The organism is Solwaraspora sp. WMMA2065, from assembly GCF_030345075.1.
GTDB lineage: Bacteria > Actinomycetota > Actinomycetes > Mycobacteriales > Micromonosporaceae > Micromonospora_E.
Genome location: NZ_CP128361.1, coordinates 487,330 through 502,253 on the forward strand (window position 1 = coordinate 487,330; position 14,924 = coordinate 502,253).

The 14,924-nt window shown below is 72.7% G+C and carries 16 protein-coding genes; 7 read left to right on the forward strand and 9 right to left on the reverse strand.

Annotated elements, in window-relative coordinates; translation table 11 throughout:
• Positions 1-37: 37 nt before the first annotated feature.
• Positions 38-1,057, forward strand: coding sequence for a S1C family serine protease (locus tag O7610_RS02205; RefSeq protein WP_289212529.1), 1,020 nt, complete (start codon positions 38-40; stop codon positions 1,055-1,057).
• Between the two features lie 5 nt (positions 1,058-1,062).
• On the opposite strand, the gene O7610_RS02210 is transcribed toward O7610_RS02205, so the two are convergent.
• Positions 1,063-1,638 carry a DUF3000 domain-containing protein gene (locus O7610_RS02210; RefSeq protein WP_281554089.1) on the reverse strand — a complete coding sequence of 192 codons (576 nt, stop codon included), beginning with the start codon at positions 1,636-1,638 and terminating at the stop codon, positions 1,063-1,065.
• A gap of 185 nt (positions 1,639-1,823) precedes the next feature.
• On the opposite strand from O7610_RS02210, the gene hemE reads away from it, so the two are divergent.
• From hemE to O7610_RS02230, 4 genes are all read left to right on the forward strand, one after another.
• The gene (hemE, locus tag O7610_RS02215) at positions 1,824-2,930 is read left to right on the forward strand and encodes a uroporphyrinogen decarboxylase (protein WP_281554090.1); all 1,107 of its coding nucleotides are present in this window, start codon (positions 1,824-1,826) and stop codon (positions 2,928-2,930) included.
• Positions 2,931-2,992: 62 nt separating this feature from the next.
• Complete coding sequence (gene hemG, locus O7610_RS02220; RefSeq protein ID WP_281554091.1) at positions 2,993-4,423, forward strand: protoporphyrinogen oxidase; 1,431 nt, start codon at positions 2,993-2,995, stop codon at positions 4,421-4,423.
• Positions 4,420-5,127 carry a hydrogen peroxide-dependent heme synthase gene (gene hemQ, locus O7610_RS02225; RefSeq protein ID WP_281554092.1) on the forward strand — a complete coding sequence of 236 codons (708 nt, stop codon included), beginning with the start codon at positions 4,420-4,422 and terminating at the stop codon, positions 5,125-5,127. The genes hemG and hemQ overlap by 4 nt, the downstream gene beginning before the upstream one ends.
• A gap of 166 nt (positions 5,128-5,293) precedes the next feature.
• On the forward strand, positions 5,294-5,674 hold the full coding sequence (locus O7610_RS02230; protein ID WP_278168180.1) for a hypothetical protein: 381 nt from the start codon (positions 5,294-5,296) through the stop codon (positions 5,672-5,674).
• A 106-nt stretch (positions 5,675-5,780) separates the two neighbouring features.
• On the opposite strand, the gene O7610_RS02235 is transcribed toward O7610_RS02230, so the two are convergent.
• The 3 genes from O7610_RS02235 to msrB form a co-directional block, all read right to left on the reverse strand.
• Complete coding sequence (locus tag O7610_RS02235) at positions 5,781-6,269, reverse strand: GNAT family N-acetyltransferase (protein WP_475052856.1); 489 nt, start codon at positions 6,267-6,269, stop codon at positions 5,781-5,783.
• 20 nt (positions 6,270-6,289) lie between these two features.
• The gene (locus O7610_RS02240) at positions 6,290-6,550 is read right to left on the reverse strand and encodes a metallothionein (RefSeq protein WP_123600747.1); all 261 of its coding nucleotides are present in this window, start codon (positions 6,548-6,550) and stop codon (positions 6,290-6,292) included.
• Positions 6,551-6,670: 120 nt separating this feature from the next.
• A complete protein-coding gene (gene msrB / locus O7610_RS02245) occupies positions 6,671-7,093 on the reverse strand; it encodes a peptide-methionine (R)-S-oxide reductase MsrB (RefSeq protein WP_281554093.1) in 423 nt (140 codons plus the stop codon).
• Positions 7,094-7,163: 70 nt separating this feature from the next.
• On the opposite strand from msrB, the gene ligD reads away from it, so the two are divergent.
• Positions 7,164-8,201, forward strand: a complete 1,038-nt coding sequence (gene ligD, locus O7610_RS02250; protein WP_281554094.1) for a non-homologous end-joining DNA ligase — start codon at positions 7,164-7,166, stop codon at positions 8,199-8,201.
• A gap of 77 nt (positions 8,202-8,278) precedes the next feature.
• On the opposite strand, the gene O7610_RS02255 is transcribed toward ligD, so the two are convergent.
• From O7610_RS02255 to O7610_RS02265, 3 genes are all read right to left on the reverse strand, one after another.
• Positions 8,279-9,793 carry an alpha/beta hydrolase gene (locus O7610_RS02255; protein ID WP_502959100.1) on the reverse strand — a complete coding sequence of 505 codons (1,515 nt, stop codon included), beginning with the start codon at positions 9,791-9,793 and terminating at the stop codon, positions 8,279-8,281.
• Between the two features lie 62 nt (positions 9,794-9,855).
• Entirely contained in the window at positions 9,856-10,941 is a 1,086-nt protein-coding gene (locus tag O7610_RS02260; protein WP_281554096.1) for an ATP-dependent DNA ligase, read from the reverse strand.
• On the reverse strand, positions 10,938-11,984 hold the full coding sequence (locus tag O7610_RS02265; RefSeq protein ID WP_281554097.1) for a class I SAM-dependent methyltransferase: 1,047 nt from the start codon (positions 11,982-11,984) through the stop codon (positions 10,938-10,940). Before O7610_RS02265 ends, O7610_RS02260 begins: the two co-directional genes overlap by 4 nt.
• 145 nt (positions 11,985-12,129) lie before the next feature.
• Here O7610_RS02265 and O7610_RS02270 point away from each other — a divergent pair, with 145 nt between their 5' ends.
• Positions 12,130-12,660 carry a DUF1990 domain-containing protein gene (locus tag O7610_RS02270; RefSeq protein ID WP_281554098.1) on the forward strand — a complete coding sequence of 177 codons (531 nt, stop codon included), beginning with the start codon at positions 12,130-12,132 and terminating at the stop codon, positions 12,658-12,660.
• Between the two features lie 29 nt (positions 12,661-12,689).
• Here the strand turns inward: O7610_RS02270 and O7610_RS02275 are convergent, their stop codons facing one another.
• Both O7610_RS02275 and O7610_RS02280 read right to left on the reverse strand, forming a co-directional pair.
• A complete protein-coding gene (locus tag O7610_RS02275; protein ID WP_289212530.1) occupies positions 12,690-13,658 on the reverse strand; it encodes a DNA-3-methyladenine glycosylase family protein in 969 nt (322 codons plus the stop codon).
• Positions 13,659-13,779: 121 nt separating this feature from the next.
• Positions 13,780-14,694 carry a Pecanex-like protein 1 gene (locus O7610_RS02280; RefSeq protein ID WP_281554100.1) on the reverse strand — a complete coding sequence of 305 codons (915 nt, stop codon included), beginning with the start codon at positions 14,692-14,694 and terminating at the stop codon, positions 13,780-13,782.
• Between the last annotated feature and the right edge of the window lie 230 nt (positions 14,695-14,924).

A 14,924-nucleotide genomic window follows, 5' to 3' on the forward strand; every position in this document is an offset into this window, starting at 1 on the left:
GGGCCGGCTGCCGCGTTGAAGGAGAGGCTGCCACGACATGACCAGTGGGTACGACGATCCGCGCTCCGTTGCTGTCCCGGACATTCCGGGCCCGCGGCATGCCGCTCCGGAGGCGCATACGCTACCGGCGGCCCATACTGCCGAGGACGCCCATGCCGCCGAGGAGACCCATGTCGCGAGCGAGCCGCCCCCTGCTCCCGACGCGCCGACGCCCTGGGCGACCTCGGACCGTCCGGGCTCGTGGGCGCCGCCGGCCGACCAGCTTCGCCGGGTCACCCCGGTCCGGCGGGGGTGGCCAGGGGCGACTGCGCTGCTGCTGGTCCTGCTTCTGGCCGGCCTGGCGGGTTTCCAGACGCACCAGATCCGTCAGTTGACCACCCGACTGGCCGAGGTCGACCAGCGGCTGGCCCGGGCGCAGGGAGCCGATTCCGACCGCTTCGAGTTGGTCGAGGCGCGCGCCGCCGAGTTGGAACGGCAGGTCGGCGCGGCCTTCGACCCGGAGGCGATCGCCACGGCGGTGCTGCCCAGCGTCTTTCGGGTCAGCGCCGGGCGGTTCACCGGCACGGCCTTCGCGGTGGGCGAGTCAGCCGACGGCGGCACCAATCTGCTGACCAACTACCACGTCGTCGAGCCCAGCTATCTGGCCGGCAACCGGCGCGTCTTTCTCGAGCGCGACGGTGAACGGATCGAGGCGGCGGTCGTCGCGGTTGACGAGGACAGCGACGTGGCGCAGCTGCGGACCGACCGCTCGTTCCCCGGCCTGCCGCCAGCTCCCGACGAGGTCAAGTCCGGTCAGCAGATCGTAGTGGTCGGGGCTCCGCTCGGGCTCGTCGACTCGGTGACCACCGGGGTGGTCAGCGCGTTGCGGGATGCCGACGACAGCACCGGCCCGGTCATCCAGTTCGACGCTCCGATCAACCCCGGCAACTCGGGCGGGCCGGTGATCAACAGCGGCAAACAGGTGGTGGGCATCGCCACCGCGAAGGCCCGCGACGCCGAGGGGATCGGGCTGGCTGTGCCGATCCGTACCGCCTGCGACGTGTTCGAGATCTGCTGATCGCGTCAGGTGGTGCCGGTCGGCCGCCGCCGGCCCGGCAGCACCGTCACCCCCGGCGGCGGCAGACCGGCGGTCGACGCCAGCAGGTCACACCAGGCCCTCAGGTGGGCGTCGAGCCCGGTGGTCGACGGCGTCCACGAAGCGCGGATCTCGATGTCGCCGCCCGCAGGTGGGCCAGCCAGCTCGCCGAAGCGGGTGGAGCAGGTCTGCGTCACCGTGCCGCCCAGGGCACCGTAGGCGGCCTCGTGGACGTCCAACGCATCGGTCAACCAGGTCCAGCCGACGGTCGGCAGCAGCGGGTCCGCGACCAGGTCAACCTCCAGGTCGGCGGTGACGTACGTCACCAGGCGCAGGGTGCCCTGCCAGGCGTCGTGTCCGTCCGGGTCGTGCAGCAGGACCAACCGTCCGGTGGCCACCTCCTCCGAGCCGCGCAGCACCGTGGCGCTCAACGCGAACGCGTACGGGGCCAGCCGCTGAGGGGCACCGACCTCCTCGATCTGGATCTCCTCCCGAGGGGTCACCGCGCGCAGTCCGGCGACGGCGCGGTGGAACGCCTCGGGCAACGCGGTAAGGGGGGCCATGGCCAAAAGCCTAGGCTGCGGTCCGACCAGATGGGGATCGGCGCGCCGGGCCCGGCAGCGGTGACCGCGACGGCAGCGCTTCGCCGGCCAAGGATCGGCTCAGTGCGGCCCGGATCCGACCGGGGCGGATCGGATCGGGGCGGCGGCTGCCGACCAGCCGGGCGACCGTGGCACCATGGGCGCCGATGACCACGACGACACCGGGCAACGCCGCCCACGACGCGACACCCGACACACCCGCGCCGGCCCCGGCCCCGGCGGCGCCGCTGGCCACCTCCGCCTTCGTCCGGGCCTGCCGCCGGGAACGGGTGCCGCACACGCCGGTGTGGTTCATGCGCCAGGCCGGTCGGTCGCTGCCCGAGTACCGCCAGTTGCGCAGCGGGATCGGCATGTTGGAGTCCTGCCGGCAGCCGGACCTGGTCGCCGAGATCACCATGCAGCCGGTACGCCGGCACGGCGTGGACGCCGCGATCCTGTTCAGCGACATCGTCGTTCCGGTCGCGGCGGCCGGCGTCGAGTTGGACATCGTCGCCGGCACCGGGCCGGTCATCGCCGAACCGGTCCGCAGCGCCGCCGATGTCGGCCGGCTCCGCCGGATCACCCCCGACGACGTCGGCTTCGTCGACGAGGCGGTCCGGCTGCTGGTCGCCGAACTCGGTGCAACCCCGCTGATCGGGTTCGCGGGTGCGCCGTTCACCCTGGCCAGCTACCTGGTCGAAGGCGGACCGTCGCGGACCCACGGGCGGACCAAGGCCCTGATGCACGGCGATCCGCAGACCTGGCACGCGCTCTGCGGCCGGCTCGCCGAGATCACCCTGGAGTTCCTCCGGGTGCAGGTCGCGGCGGGCGTCGCCGCGGTCCAGCTGTTCGACTCCTGGGCCGGCACGCTTTCCGAGGCCGACTACCGTCGGCACGTCCTGCCGCACTCCGCAGCGGTGCTGCACGGACTGGCCGCCGCCGGAGTGCCCAGAATCCATTTCGGAGTCGGGACCGCCGAGTTGCTCGGTGCGATGGGCGAGGCCGGCGCGGATGTGGTCGGGGTGGACTGGCGTACCCCCCTGGACGCCGCGACCGTGCGGATCGGCCCGGACCGTGCGGTACAGGGCAACCTCGACCCGAGTCTGCTGCTCGCGCCGTGGCCGGTGGTGCGTACGGAGGTCCGGCGGGTGCTGGCCGACGGGCTCGCCGCCCCCGGACACGTGTTCAACCTCGGTCACGGAGTGCTGCCGGAAACCGATCCCGACGTGCTGACCAGGGTCGTCGAGCTGGTGCACGAGACGTCGCAGCGCTGACCGCGTCACACCCGGGTAGGCCCGGCCGGCCGGCCCGACTACCCGGGTGGCAAGGTGACGGTATGCAGCAATCGTGGCGGATCGCCGTGGTGGGTGGCGGGATCGCTGGGCTGGCCGCAGCGTTGCGGCTGCGTGACCGGGCACCCGCCGGGACCCGGATCACGGTCTACGAGCAGTCCGACGAGCTGGGCGGCAAGCTGCGTACCGAGGACTTTGCCGGGCTGCCGGTGGAACGCGGCGCCGAGGCGTTCCTGATGCGGGATCCGGCCGGCGGCGACTCCGCTGCGGTCGCGCTGGCCCGCCGGGTCGGCCTCGGTGACAGGCTGCGACACCCGGCGGTCGGTCAGGCGGCGCTGGCCCGGGGCGGACAGTTCGTTGCGTTACCCGCCGGGACGCTGATCGGCGTGCCCGGCGACCTCGCGGCGGTGGCCCGGGTGGCCCGCGCCGAACCGGAGCGTGACGCCGACCAGGGCCGGCCGTTGCTGCAGCCGGACGATGACGTCGCCGTCGGTGAGCTGGTTCGTCGGCGGCTGGGTGACGAGGTCGTCGAGCAACTGGTCGACCCGATGCTCGGCGGGGTGTACGCGGGTAGGGCCGACACCTTGTCATTGGCCACCACCATCCCGGGGCTGGCGGCGGCGGCCCGCACGGAACACACCCTGGTCGCGGCGGTCCGGGCGGCACTGGCCGCCCGACCACCAGCGGCCGGCGCGCCGGTGTTCGCCACCGTCGACGGCGGGCTGAGCCGGCTCGTCGCGGCCGTCCGGGGCGCGCTGTCGGCCGCCGACGGCGCAGCCGAGGTCCGGTTGCGGACCTCGGCGGTGGTACGGGAGTTGGCCGCCTCGTCGGACGGCTGGCGGTTGACGGTCGGGCCGACCCGCGGCGCCGAGCGGGTGGACGTCGATGCGGTGGTGCTGGCGGTGCCGGCCCGGCCGGCGGCCCGGCTGCTCGCCGCGGTCGACGCCGCCGCGGCGCTCCGGGTCGGTGCGCTCGAGTACGCCAGCATCGCCCTGGTCACCCTGGCGGTGCCGCAGCCGCAGCTGCCGGAGATCTCCGGCTTCCTGGTGCCGGCGACCGAGCGGACCATGACCAAGGCCGTCACCCTTTTCAGCACCAAGTGGGCCCAGCTGCGACGATCTGACGGGCTGGCCGTGGTCCGTGCCTCGGTCGGCCGCCACGGCGACGAGCGGCTGCTGCAACGCTCCGACGACGAGCTGGTCGACGCGGTGCGTACCGAGCTGACCCGGCTCACCGGCGTCCGGCAGCCGGCGGCCGTGCAGTCGCACGTGCAGCGATGGGGTGGCGCGCTGCCGCAGTACCCGCCGGGGCACCTGAGCCGGGTGGCGGCGGCCCGTTGGTCGCTGCGGTCCGCCGGGCACCGGCTGGCGTTGGCCGGCGCGGCCTACGACGGCATCGGCATCCCGGTGTGCGTGCGGTCCGGCGAGAACGCCGCCGATGAGATCCTGACAAACCTGGAAGGGGTACGCCGATGAGCGGCGACGAGCAGACCAACGCGGCGCGGTTGCGTGAGCTGAACTCGACGATCCGGTACACCATGTGGTCGGTGTTCCAGGTCGCCGAGCGGCTGCCGGCGCTGCGCGACGACATGATCGGTGAGGTCGAGTCGCTGATCGGCGAGCTGACCGCCAAGGACGTCACGGTCCGGGGCACCTACGACGTCGCCGGGCTACGGGCCGACGCCGACATCATGATCTGGTGGCACGCGGCGGACAGCGACGAGCTGCAGGACGCGTACGGGCGGTTGCGCCGTACGGCGTTGGGCCGCCACCTCGCTCCGGTCTGGTCCCAGCTGGCGCTGCACCGCCCGGCCGAGTTCAACAAGAGCCATGTGCCGGCGTTTCTGGCGGGCGAGCCGGCTCGGGCGTACATCTGCGTGTACCCGTTCGTCCGCTCGTACGAGTGGTACCTGCTGCCGGAGGCGGAGCGCCGGGCGATGCTGGCCGAGCACGGGCAGATGGCCCGGCCGTATCCGGACGTCCGGGCGAACACCGTTGCATCCTTCGCACTTGGCGACTATGAGTGGATGCTCGCCTTCGAAGCCGACGAACTGCACCGGATCGTCGATTTGATGCGCGACCTGCGGGCCTCGTCGGCGCGGCGGCACGTTCGCGCGGAGGTGCCGTTCTTCACCGGACGGCACCGTACCGTCGCCGACCTGGTCGCAAATCTGCCCTGACGACACCCGGACCGGTCGCCGGTCGGCTCCGGACCGGTCCGTCCGGCGCGGTTTCCGCAGGTGCCGGCCCGGGTACCCATCCACTGCCCCCCGAGGTTGGCCGGTCAGCCCGACCGGGTCGACCGGACCGGAGAAGGACCACTCATCTGATCCGGAGGAGGGTGTGATGAGTACGCAAGCTCCGACCCGCAACACCACCGCCGTGAACCGGCCGATGGCCGGGCAGCCGATGGCCGACGGTCAGACACACCAGATGGACATGAACGCCGGGATGCGTCCGGCGATCACCCCGGGAACCGAGACGAAGTCGGCGTTCCGCAGCACCGAGTTCTACGTCTACCTGATCGCGGTCGCCGGCGTACTGCTGGCCTCCCAGGTGATCAACCCGGACATCGACGGCGTGCAGGGTACCGCTGGTGGCGGGGACCCCTTCCCGGCCAGCACCGCATGGCTGTACGTCGCGCTGCTGACCATCGGTTACGTGGTCAGCCGGGGGCTGGCCAAGGCCGGCAGCGCCTGGCGGAACTCGGGTGAGCGACAGCGCTGACCCGTGAAAGGGCCGCCGACCCGGTGACGGGTACGGCGGACCGGGCCGGCGGCCGCGGTGGACACGTCCATCCGGTCGCCGGTCCTTGCGTGGACGGCCCGGTCGGTCAGGTTCCGCCGGATGCACCTACCGGATCTGCCGCACGGCGCATCGGCACGTGCCAGATGCCGTCCTCGAGGTACTCCGGCCCGACGACGACGAACCCGTACCGCGCGTACAGCCCCGTAAGGTGTGCCTGGGCGTCGAGCACACAGGGCCGGCCGGCGGCGAGCCGCAACGCCGCCTCGACGAGTCGACCGGCGTGACCCTGGCCGCGTTCGGCGGTGGCAACGGCCACCCGGCCGATCCTGGCCGTGGCTTCCGCGCCACCGCCTGGTTCGTCGAGCAGCCGTAGACAGGCCACCACCGTGTCGCCCCGGGACAGCCACAGTTGGCGGGCACCCGGCTCGACGTCGCGGCCGTCCAGTTCCGGGTACGCACAACGCTGCTCCACCACGAACACGTCCACCCGCAGCTTGAGCAGTTGGTACAGCACCAACGGCGGCAGTTCGACGGTGTGCGCGACGTGCGGCGTCAGGCCAGGATCGGGGGGCACGCCGACGGATGATACGTGGCTCAGCCCGGCCGGCTGCCGACCGCGTCGCGGACCGCGGCCCCCTGCTCCTGGTCGACGGTGCGCGCGCAGTGGGCGCAGCAGAAGAACCGTCCGGACACCTCGACCCCGTGCCCCACGATCTTGCACTGGCAGTGTTCGCAGATCGGCGCGAGCAGCTGGATCGCGCACTCGAACGAGTCGAAGGTGTAGGTGTCCCCGCTGACCGTGCGGATGTCGAACGCCAGCCAGTAGTCGTTGCCGCAGACCTCACAGGTCGCCATGTTGCTTCTCCCAACGTCAGCCTCATTTGCAGGGTGCGGCATCGGGGAGGCCCGGAACCGGCGAATCGCTGAGATGCTGTGACCGAACTGCTGGGAAATGCGCGGAGGCGGGGTGGGCGGTCAGCTCCGGGCGGCGTCGGTCGCCGGCTCCAGCCGCAGCGCCACCGAGTTCATGCAGTAGCGCGCGTTGCGGGGGGTGTACCGCTCGCCGTCGAACCGGTGCCCGAGGTGCGAGTCACAGGTGGCGCAGCGCACCTCGGTGCGGACCATGCCGTGCGACCGGTCTTCGATGTAGCGCACCGACCCGGGCAGCGCCTCGTCAAAGCTCGGCCAGCCGCAGTGCGAGTCGAACTTGGTGTCACTGGTGAACAGCGGCGTGTCGCAGGCCCGGCAGTGGTACGTGCCGACCGTCGTGGTTTCGACGTACTCACCGGACCAGGGCGCCTCGGTGCCGGCCTGACGCAGCACCCGGAACTCCTCGGGGTTGAGCCGCGCCCGCCACTGCTCGTCGGTACGGGGCAGGGACGTCTTCTCGTCTGTCATGGTCACTACGGTACGGCGGTCCCGGCACCGCCGGCCGCCGATCAGCGGCCGGCTGGCCTAAGGTCGAGGGGTGACAGGGCAGAGCCGGAGTTCCCGGTCCGCGACCACCGTCGACGTGGCCGGCCGCCAGGTGCGGCTGAGCAGCCCGGACCGGGTGTGCTTCCCCGGGCCGGGGTACACCAAGCAGGACGTGTTCGACTACTACCTGGCCGTTGGTGACGGCATACTGCGCGCCCTGCGCGACCGACCCACCACACTGCAGCGCTTCCCGGACGGCGTCGACGGCGAGATGTTCTTCCAGAAGCGGGTGCCGGCCCGGGGCGTGCCGCCGTGGCTCCGTACCGCCGAGATCAAGTTTCCCAGTGGCCGTACCGCCGACGAACTCTGCCCGGCGGACCTGGCCCACGTCGCCTGGGCCGCGCAGATGGGCACCGTGGTGTTTCATCCCTGGCCGGTGCGGGCCGCTGACGTGGACCGGCCGGACGAGCTGCGGATCGACCTGGATCCGCAGCCGGGCACCGACTTCGCCGACGCGGTGGCGGCGGCGGGCGAGGTCCGGGCAATCCTCGACGAGCTTGGTGCCACCGGTTACCCGAAGACCTCCGGCGGCCGCGGGGTGCACGTCTACCTGCGGATCCAGCCGCGCTGGCTGTTCACCGAGGTACGCCGGGCCGTGATCGCGTTCGCCCGCGAGGTGCAGCGCCGCCGGCCCGACCTGGTCACCACGTCCTGGTGGAAGGAGGAACGGGGGCGAAAGGTCTTCATCGACTACAACCAGATGGCCCGGGACCGGACCATCGCCTGTGCCTATTCGCTGCGGGCGAACGCCCGCGCCACCGTCTCCACTCCGGTCACCTGGGACGAGTTGACCCGGGTCGAGCCGGACGACTTCGACCTGCGCACCGTACCGCCCCGGCTGGCCGCCGTCGGCGACCCGCACGCCGGGATCGACGACACGCCGTGGGACATCACCCCGTTGCTGGAGTGGGCCGACCGGGACGACCGCGACGGCGCCGGTGACATGCCGTACCCGCCGGACCATCCGAAGATGCCCGGCGAACCGATGCGGGTGCAGCCGTCCCGGGCCCGCCCGGTCACCGGCGACTGACCCGCCCGGGACCCGCGACGTCCGCCCGGCCCGGTGCCGTCCTGACCCCGGCCCGGTGCCGTCCGTCCGGCCCCAGGTCAGGACGGGCAGGTCAGGCCGTCGTCGGGCACCGTCAGATCGATCAGGTACGCGTCCACCGCGTCGGCTACGCAAGCCACCTGCGGGTATGCGGTGTGCCCGTCGCCCTGGTGGGTCACCAGCACGCCGGTGCCGAGCGACTCGGCCAGCCGCGGTGCCTGCTCGTACGGGGTGGCCGGATCACCGGTGGTGCCGACGACGAGAATCGGCGCGGCGCCGACCGCCGGCCCGACCGGGTACGGGTCGGCCGCGACTGGCCAGTTGACGCAGGCCAGCAGGCCGACGGCGAGCGCCGGACCGAACGTCGGATGCTGCCGGCGCCACTGCTGCTGCAACTGCCGGACCTCGTCGGTGCTCAGCGGCACCTCGGCGTCGGCGCAGTTCACCGCCAGGTTGGCGGCGAACAGGTTGCCGTACCGGCCGTCGTCGCCGCGACCGGTGTAGCCGTCGGCGAGGTCGAACACCGGGCCCGGGTCGCCGTCCCCCAGATCGGCCAGCGCCCGGCCCAGCCGTGGCCAGCCGCTGCGGTCGTACAGCGAGGCGACCACGGCGTAGAAGATCCAGCCGGCGGTGGCCGTCCGGCCGGTCGCCCCGGTGACCGGCTCCTGCCGGGCCCGGTCCATCGCCTCGGCCAGCGTGCCGGAAGGGTCGGCGCTGATCGGGCAGTCAGCCGGTGCGCCGGAACACCACCGGCCGAAGGCGGCAAAGGCCCGTTCGAAACCGGCGGCCTGGCTCAGCGACCCGGCGACCGGGTCCTGCCCCGGGTCGATCGCGCCGTCCAGCACTAGCGCGCGGACCCGGTGCGGAAACAGGTGCGCGTAGGTGGCTCCCAGCAGGCTCCCGTACGAGTAGCCGAGGAAGGTCAGCTGGTCGTCGCCGACCGCCGCCCGCACCGCGTCGAGGTCCCGGGCTGTCTGATGGGTGGAGTACGCGGTGAGCCGCTCGCCGTAGCGCGCCGCGCAGCCGGCCGCGACCCGTTGGCTGAGCGCGGCGGCCCCGGCGAAGGCAGCCGGGTCACGGGGGTCCGGGTCCGCCCCGAAGGTGGCGTCCCAGTCACTGTCGGCGACGCAGTCGACGGCGGCGGACCGGCCCACCCCGCGCGGGTCGAAGCCGACCACGTCGAACCGGCGCAGCACTGTCTCCGGTAGACCGCCGAGGCGTTCGCCCAGTGCCAACCGGGCGGCGGCGTCCACCCCGGAGACGCCGGGCCCGCCCGGGTTGACCACCAGGGTGCCGATGCGGTCCTGCTGCCGGTCGGACCGGGCCCGGATCAGCGCGACTGGAAGGGTGCCGGCGGCGGAACCGGCGGCCCAGTTGACCGGTACGTCGATCGTGGCGCAGTCGTAGCGCAGCCCGTCGGGTGGTGGGCCGTACCGATGCGTAGTCGACTCCGGGCAGGGCTGCCAGTGCGGCGGTGAGTCGGGCCCGCTGGTCGCCCCGGGGTCGGGCCGCGCCGCCGTGCACCCGGTCAGGCCGACCAGCGAACCGACCACTGCGGCCGCGATGGCGGACAGCCAGCGGTGCCGGCCATCTGTCTGCCAGCGGCGCCGGCTCGCGGGGATCCGGCGGCGTCGGCTCACTGCTGGCTGGTCGGGTCGCCGGCCAGCACCCGGTGCACGTCGAAGCGGACCGGCCGGTCCAGCTGGTCGTACCGGCAGGAGGCCGGCTCCCGATCGGTACGCCAGCGCTGGAACCGTGCGGTGTGCCGGAACCGGTCGCCCTCCATCGCGTCGTAGGCGACCTCGGCGACCAACTCGGGCCGCAGCGGCTGCCACTCGAGGTTCTTGCCGCCGCTCCACCGGCTCGGCGCGCCCGGAATCCGCTGGCCGGAACCGTCGTCACCCGACCCCCACGGGTGGTCGGCGGCAGTGGTGCGCAACGGTGCCATCTCGTCGACGAGCTCCGCGCGTCGGGCGGCGGTGAACGACGCGCACACGCCGACGTGGTGCAGCACCCCAGCGTCATCGAAGAGCCCGAGCAGTAGTGATCCGACCACCGGGCCGGACTTGTGCCAGCGGAAGCCGGCGACGACCACGTCGGCGGTCCGCCCGTGCTTGACCTTGAACATCGTCCGCTTACCGGGCTCGTAGCGCAGCTCCGCCGGCTTGGCGATGACGCCGTCGAGGCCGGCGCCTTCGAAGATCTCGAACCAGCGACGGGCGGTGCCCGGTTCGGTGGTCACCGGGGTCAGGTGCACCGGCGCGGTGACCGCCGCCAGCGCGTCGGCCAGTCGGGCCCGACGGGTGGTGAACGGCTCGTCGAGCAGGACCTCGTCGCCCAGCGCCAGCAGGTCGAAGGCGACGAAGGAGGCCGGGATCTGCTCGGCGAGCAGCCGTACCCGGGAGGCCGCCGGATGGATCCGTTGGCCGAGCAGGTCGAAGTCGAGCCGGGACCGCCCAGTCTCCGCCCGGATCACCACCAACTCGCCGTCCACCACGATCCGGGGCGGCAACTGCTGCCGGGCCTGCTCGATGACCTCGGGGAAGTACCTGGTCAGCGTCTTACCGCCGCGGCTGGCCAGCTCGACCTGGTCACCGTCGCGGAAAATGACGCAGCGGTAGCCGTCCCACTTGGGCTCGTAGCTCATCCCCGGTGCGACTGGCAGCGTCGCGACCGGTTTCGCCAGCATCGGCTCGATCGGTAGGGCGATCGGGAAAGTCACCCACCCAGTGAACCATCCCGGTCCGACGATCCGCGGGACCGCCGGACCACGGCACGGACCCGGCGGAACACCGGCCGGACCGGGCGGGCCAGCCACGGCAGCCGGCGTGCCGCGCGTTGGTACAGCGGCTGGGCCGCCGCCCGCAGCTGCTGGCGGGTCGTGGCGAGCTGGCGGTGCGTCGTATCGAGCTCCGCCCGGGCGGAACGCAGCTGCTGTTCGAGCTCGGCGAGGCGGGCCGCGCTGATCGTCGCCATCAACTCGTGACCGGTGACCGGCTCGCTGCGGCCGTCCTCGCCGCGTACCAGCCAGGGGCGGTCACCGTATACGTCGATCTGATGGCCGGCCAACGGTACGTCGCCTTTCTCCAGCCCGTTCGGAAACTGCTCGGCGAACATCGCCCGGCAGTGTTTCGCCTGGTCGGCCGAGGTGGCCAGGATCAGCTTGTTGGGCACCAACACTGCGGGCACCAGGCTGCCGCCGTCGCCGAGGTAGCTGAACAGGCCGGTGATCACGCCGAGCCAGTGCCGGTTGAGTACGTCGTCGAGCACCACCAGCCCGTCGTCGACCACGGTCCGCTCGGCGATCCGCAGGTCGTTCACCGTGATCTGATCGGTGTGGCCGCCGTCGATGGAGAAGATCCGGAAGCGGCGCCCGGCGGCGACGAAGCCGGCCTGCTCCAGGTCGAGACTTGACGACTGCACGATGTCGACGTTGTCGCCGGCGCCGTAGGTCGTGAGGTTCTGTTCGAAGATCTCCCGGTCACCGCGTCCGGACTGGTCGAGGTTGGCGGCCTGGTCGTCGAAGACGTCGATGGCGACCGCCCGCTGATCCGCTGGCAGATCCAGAGCGAGGCACAGGAACGACTTGCCGTGGTGGATGCCGATCTCGGCCACGTCGCCGCTCACCCCGGCCTCGCGCTGAGCGGCCCGTACGCCGCTGAGGTACACCGCGGTCGAAACGTTCAGCCAGCCCTTGACCTGGTGCAGACCGGTCCGCAGGTAGCTGGCGGTCCGCTCAGGCAGGACCGGTGTGAACGCTGTCATGGTGGCAGACCATACCGCTGATTACCGCAGCGACAAACGGTCGATCGGAGGACAATCCAGGTGACCGCACCGGCCGTCCTGGTCGGTGTCCTGCTCCGCTCGTCGGCGCCGCCGCCGTGGTGGCCGTACGGGAAAGGCGGATCGCATGCCCAGCTTCACCTATCCGCAGGCCGGCGCCACCGCCGTGCTGCGCGACCAGACCGGATCGGTCCGGCGGTCCGTACCGCCGCTGCCGGCGGGCTACCGCCATCTGCGGTCCCGTAGCCGACTGCGGCCCGGCAGCTTCCCGATGGCGGCCGAGGCGGTGCTCACCTGGCGGATGCACCGGGCCGCCGGTGCCCGGGTGGCGGCGTCGGCTCCCCGCGCCGAGGCCGGTGTGCTGGTGACGGTCGGTCTCGGCGTCGGGCCGCTGCGGATCGCCGCGCCGTGCGCGGTGGTGTGGGCGGTCGACGAGCCGGACCTCGCCGGATTCGCGTACGGCACCCTGCCCGGCCATCCGGCCAGCGGCGAGGAGGCGTTCCTGGTGCACCGCGACGACGACCGGGTGTGGCTGTCGGTGGTGGCGTTCAGCCGGCCGGTGGCGCCGCTCATGCGGCTGGCCGGCCCACTGGGTGCGCTGGCACAGCGGGCCTACGCCCACCGGCTGGGCACCGCACTGCGCCGGCTCACCCGCTGACCGCCAACGGCACGCCGGCCGGCGGCGGGTCAGTAGGCGGCGAAGGAACGGACCGGGGCCCGGGGCCCGAACCGGGGCGCCCGTACCCCGGCCAGCTCCAGCAGCAGACAGACCCGACCACGGTGCCCCCGGAACGGCTCCAGTAGTTCGAGCATCCGGGTGTCGGTTGCGCGGGCCTCGCCGGCCAGCGCCCAGGCCACCGTGTTCGGCAGGTGGTAGTCGCCGACGCTCACCGCGTCGGCCGCGCCGAACGCCACCCGGACCACCTCGGCGGCGGTCCACGGGCCGATCCCGGGCAGCGCGGTCAACCGCCGGGTGGCCGTCTGCGGGTCGGCGCTGTCCGACAGCCGGTCGGCGACCGCCGCCGCGCCGCACAGGGCCTGCGCCCGTCGTTGCTCGATGCCCAGCGGATGCAGCGACCAGTACGGCGCGGCGGCGAGGGCGGTCGGCTCCGGGGCGACCCAGAGATCGGCGACCGGGCCGGGAGCGGGTTCGCCGAACCGGCGGACCGTCGCGGCGTACCCGCGGTACGCCTCCGCGCCGGTCACCTTCTGTTCCAGCACGGCCCGCAGCAGCCGGGCGAACACCTGCCCGGTGGCCGGGAGCCGGACGCCGGCGTAGCGGCGGACCACCGCCGCGACGACCGAATGCCGGCGGGCCAGCGGGAGGAAGTCGGACACGTCGTCGCGGAGTCCGGCGACCGCGTCGGCGATGTCGCAGATCTGGCTGGCCCCGGGGCCGTAGCCGGCGGCGACGAGGTCGCCGCCGCGTCGGCGTAGCGCCAGGGTCGCCGGCCCGTCCGGGGTACGGGCGGTCCACCAGAAGGTGTCCGCCAGCCAGCGGGCGCACGGGTCGTGCCGTCCCATCGCCAGCGGCCGCGCCGAGCCGGCCAACTGGTAGCCCTCCGGCGGCCGCAGCACCCGGACCCGTGCCGGTGCGGCACCGGTTGCATTGAGCGTGGTCGCTGCTGTCTCCGCGGCCTGCCTTTGCTCGACCATGCCGGTCACTGTGCCAGCAGCGGCGGACAGCATCGACGCCGGGACGAGCCCGCAGCTCGTCCCGGCGTCGGATCGCCCTACCCGGGTCACCGGCGGCCACCGCCGCCGATGCCAGCCGACCTCATCGGGTGACGACCACCCGGACCACGTCGAAGGCGGGGATCTGGTTGGCCCGCTGCATCATCGGTACCCGGTGGGAACCGTCGCCGGCCCACGACGCGCACTGGGCGATGCCGGGGCCGGGCAGGCCGGGCACCTCGACGGTGACCTCGTCGGCGCCGGCGCCACCCCGACCGTCCTCGGTGGCCACGAAGAACGCCGGGACCGGGCCGGGCTCGGGAGCGCTGCGCCTACTGGTCAGCATCCGGCATGCGGTGTGGAAGTGCCCCCGGGTCAGACCCTCCTCGGTGAGGAACGAGCTTTCCAGGTAGTAGCCGCCCTGGCCGGCCGGCAGGAATCGGTCACGTACCAGGTTGCGGGTGCTGATTCGCAGGGTGAACGGTTGGTTTGCGCGTACCCGGTTGGGTGACGAGATGATCATCAGCTGCGGGTTGGTGTCCGCGTCACCGACCTCGCCGAACGCCGTACTGACACACCGCTCGCCGTCCTGGAAACCCTCGTGCGGGGCCAACGAACTGTCGGTGCAGTCGTCGCCGAGGATCTCCAACCCGGCCGGCGGATCGTCCGGCGCGTCGGGCTCTTCGCCGGGGGCGGGGGAGTCCTGGCACTGGTCCGGGCCCCGCTGGCCGTCACCCCAGTGGTGCCGTACGCCGTTGCTGTCCACGGTGGTCCCGGTGTCGGCCGGATCGACCGACTCGCTCGGGCTCACGCAGACGGCGGCGGCCCGGTCGCGGTCCCGCTCGCGGTCCCGGTCGCCGCGGGTCCCGGCGGACGAGATCTGGGTCACCGCCACCACGCCGCCGAAGACCGCCAGCATCGTGGTCACCGCGATGACGCGGTTGCGGGTGCTGCCCGCCGATTCGCCCCGGCGTGCCGGCTGGTCGCTGGTACGCCTGCGGCGCTGTGGGCTGTTCACGTGGTGCCACCTCTTTCGTCGAACGCCAATTGGTCGTCCGGGTGCAACGCAGTTGATGATGGCTGTGGTTCGCCACTGCCGTCGACCGTATGGATGTCACTCCACAACAGTCAACAATCCTTGGGCCAACTACGGAACACTTAGGAGGCACTTAATACGGGCTTCAAGAACCGGCTCGAGGCGCCGGTGGCGGGTCCACCAAAAACGTGGCGGCGGCCGGCCGCGCCCTC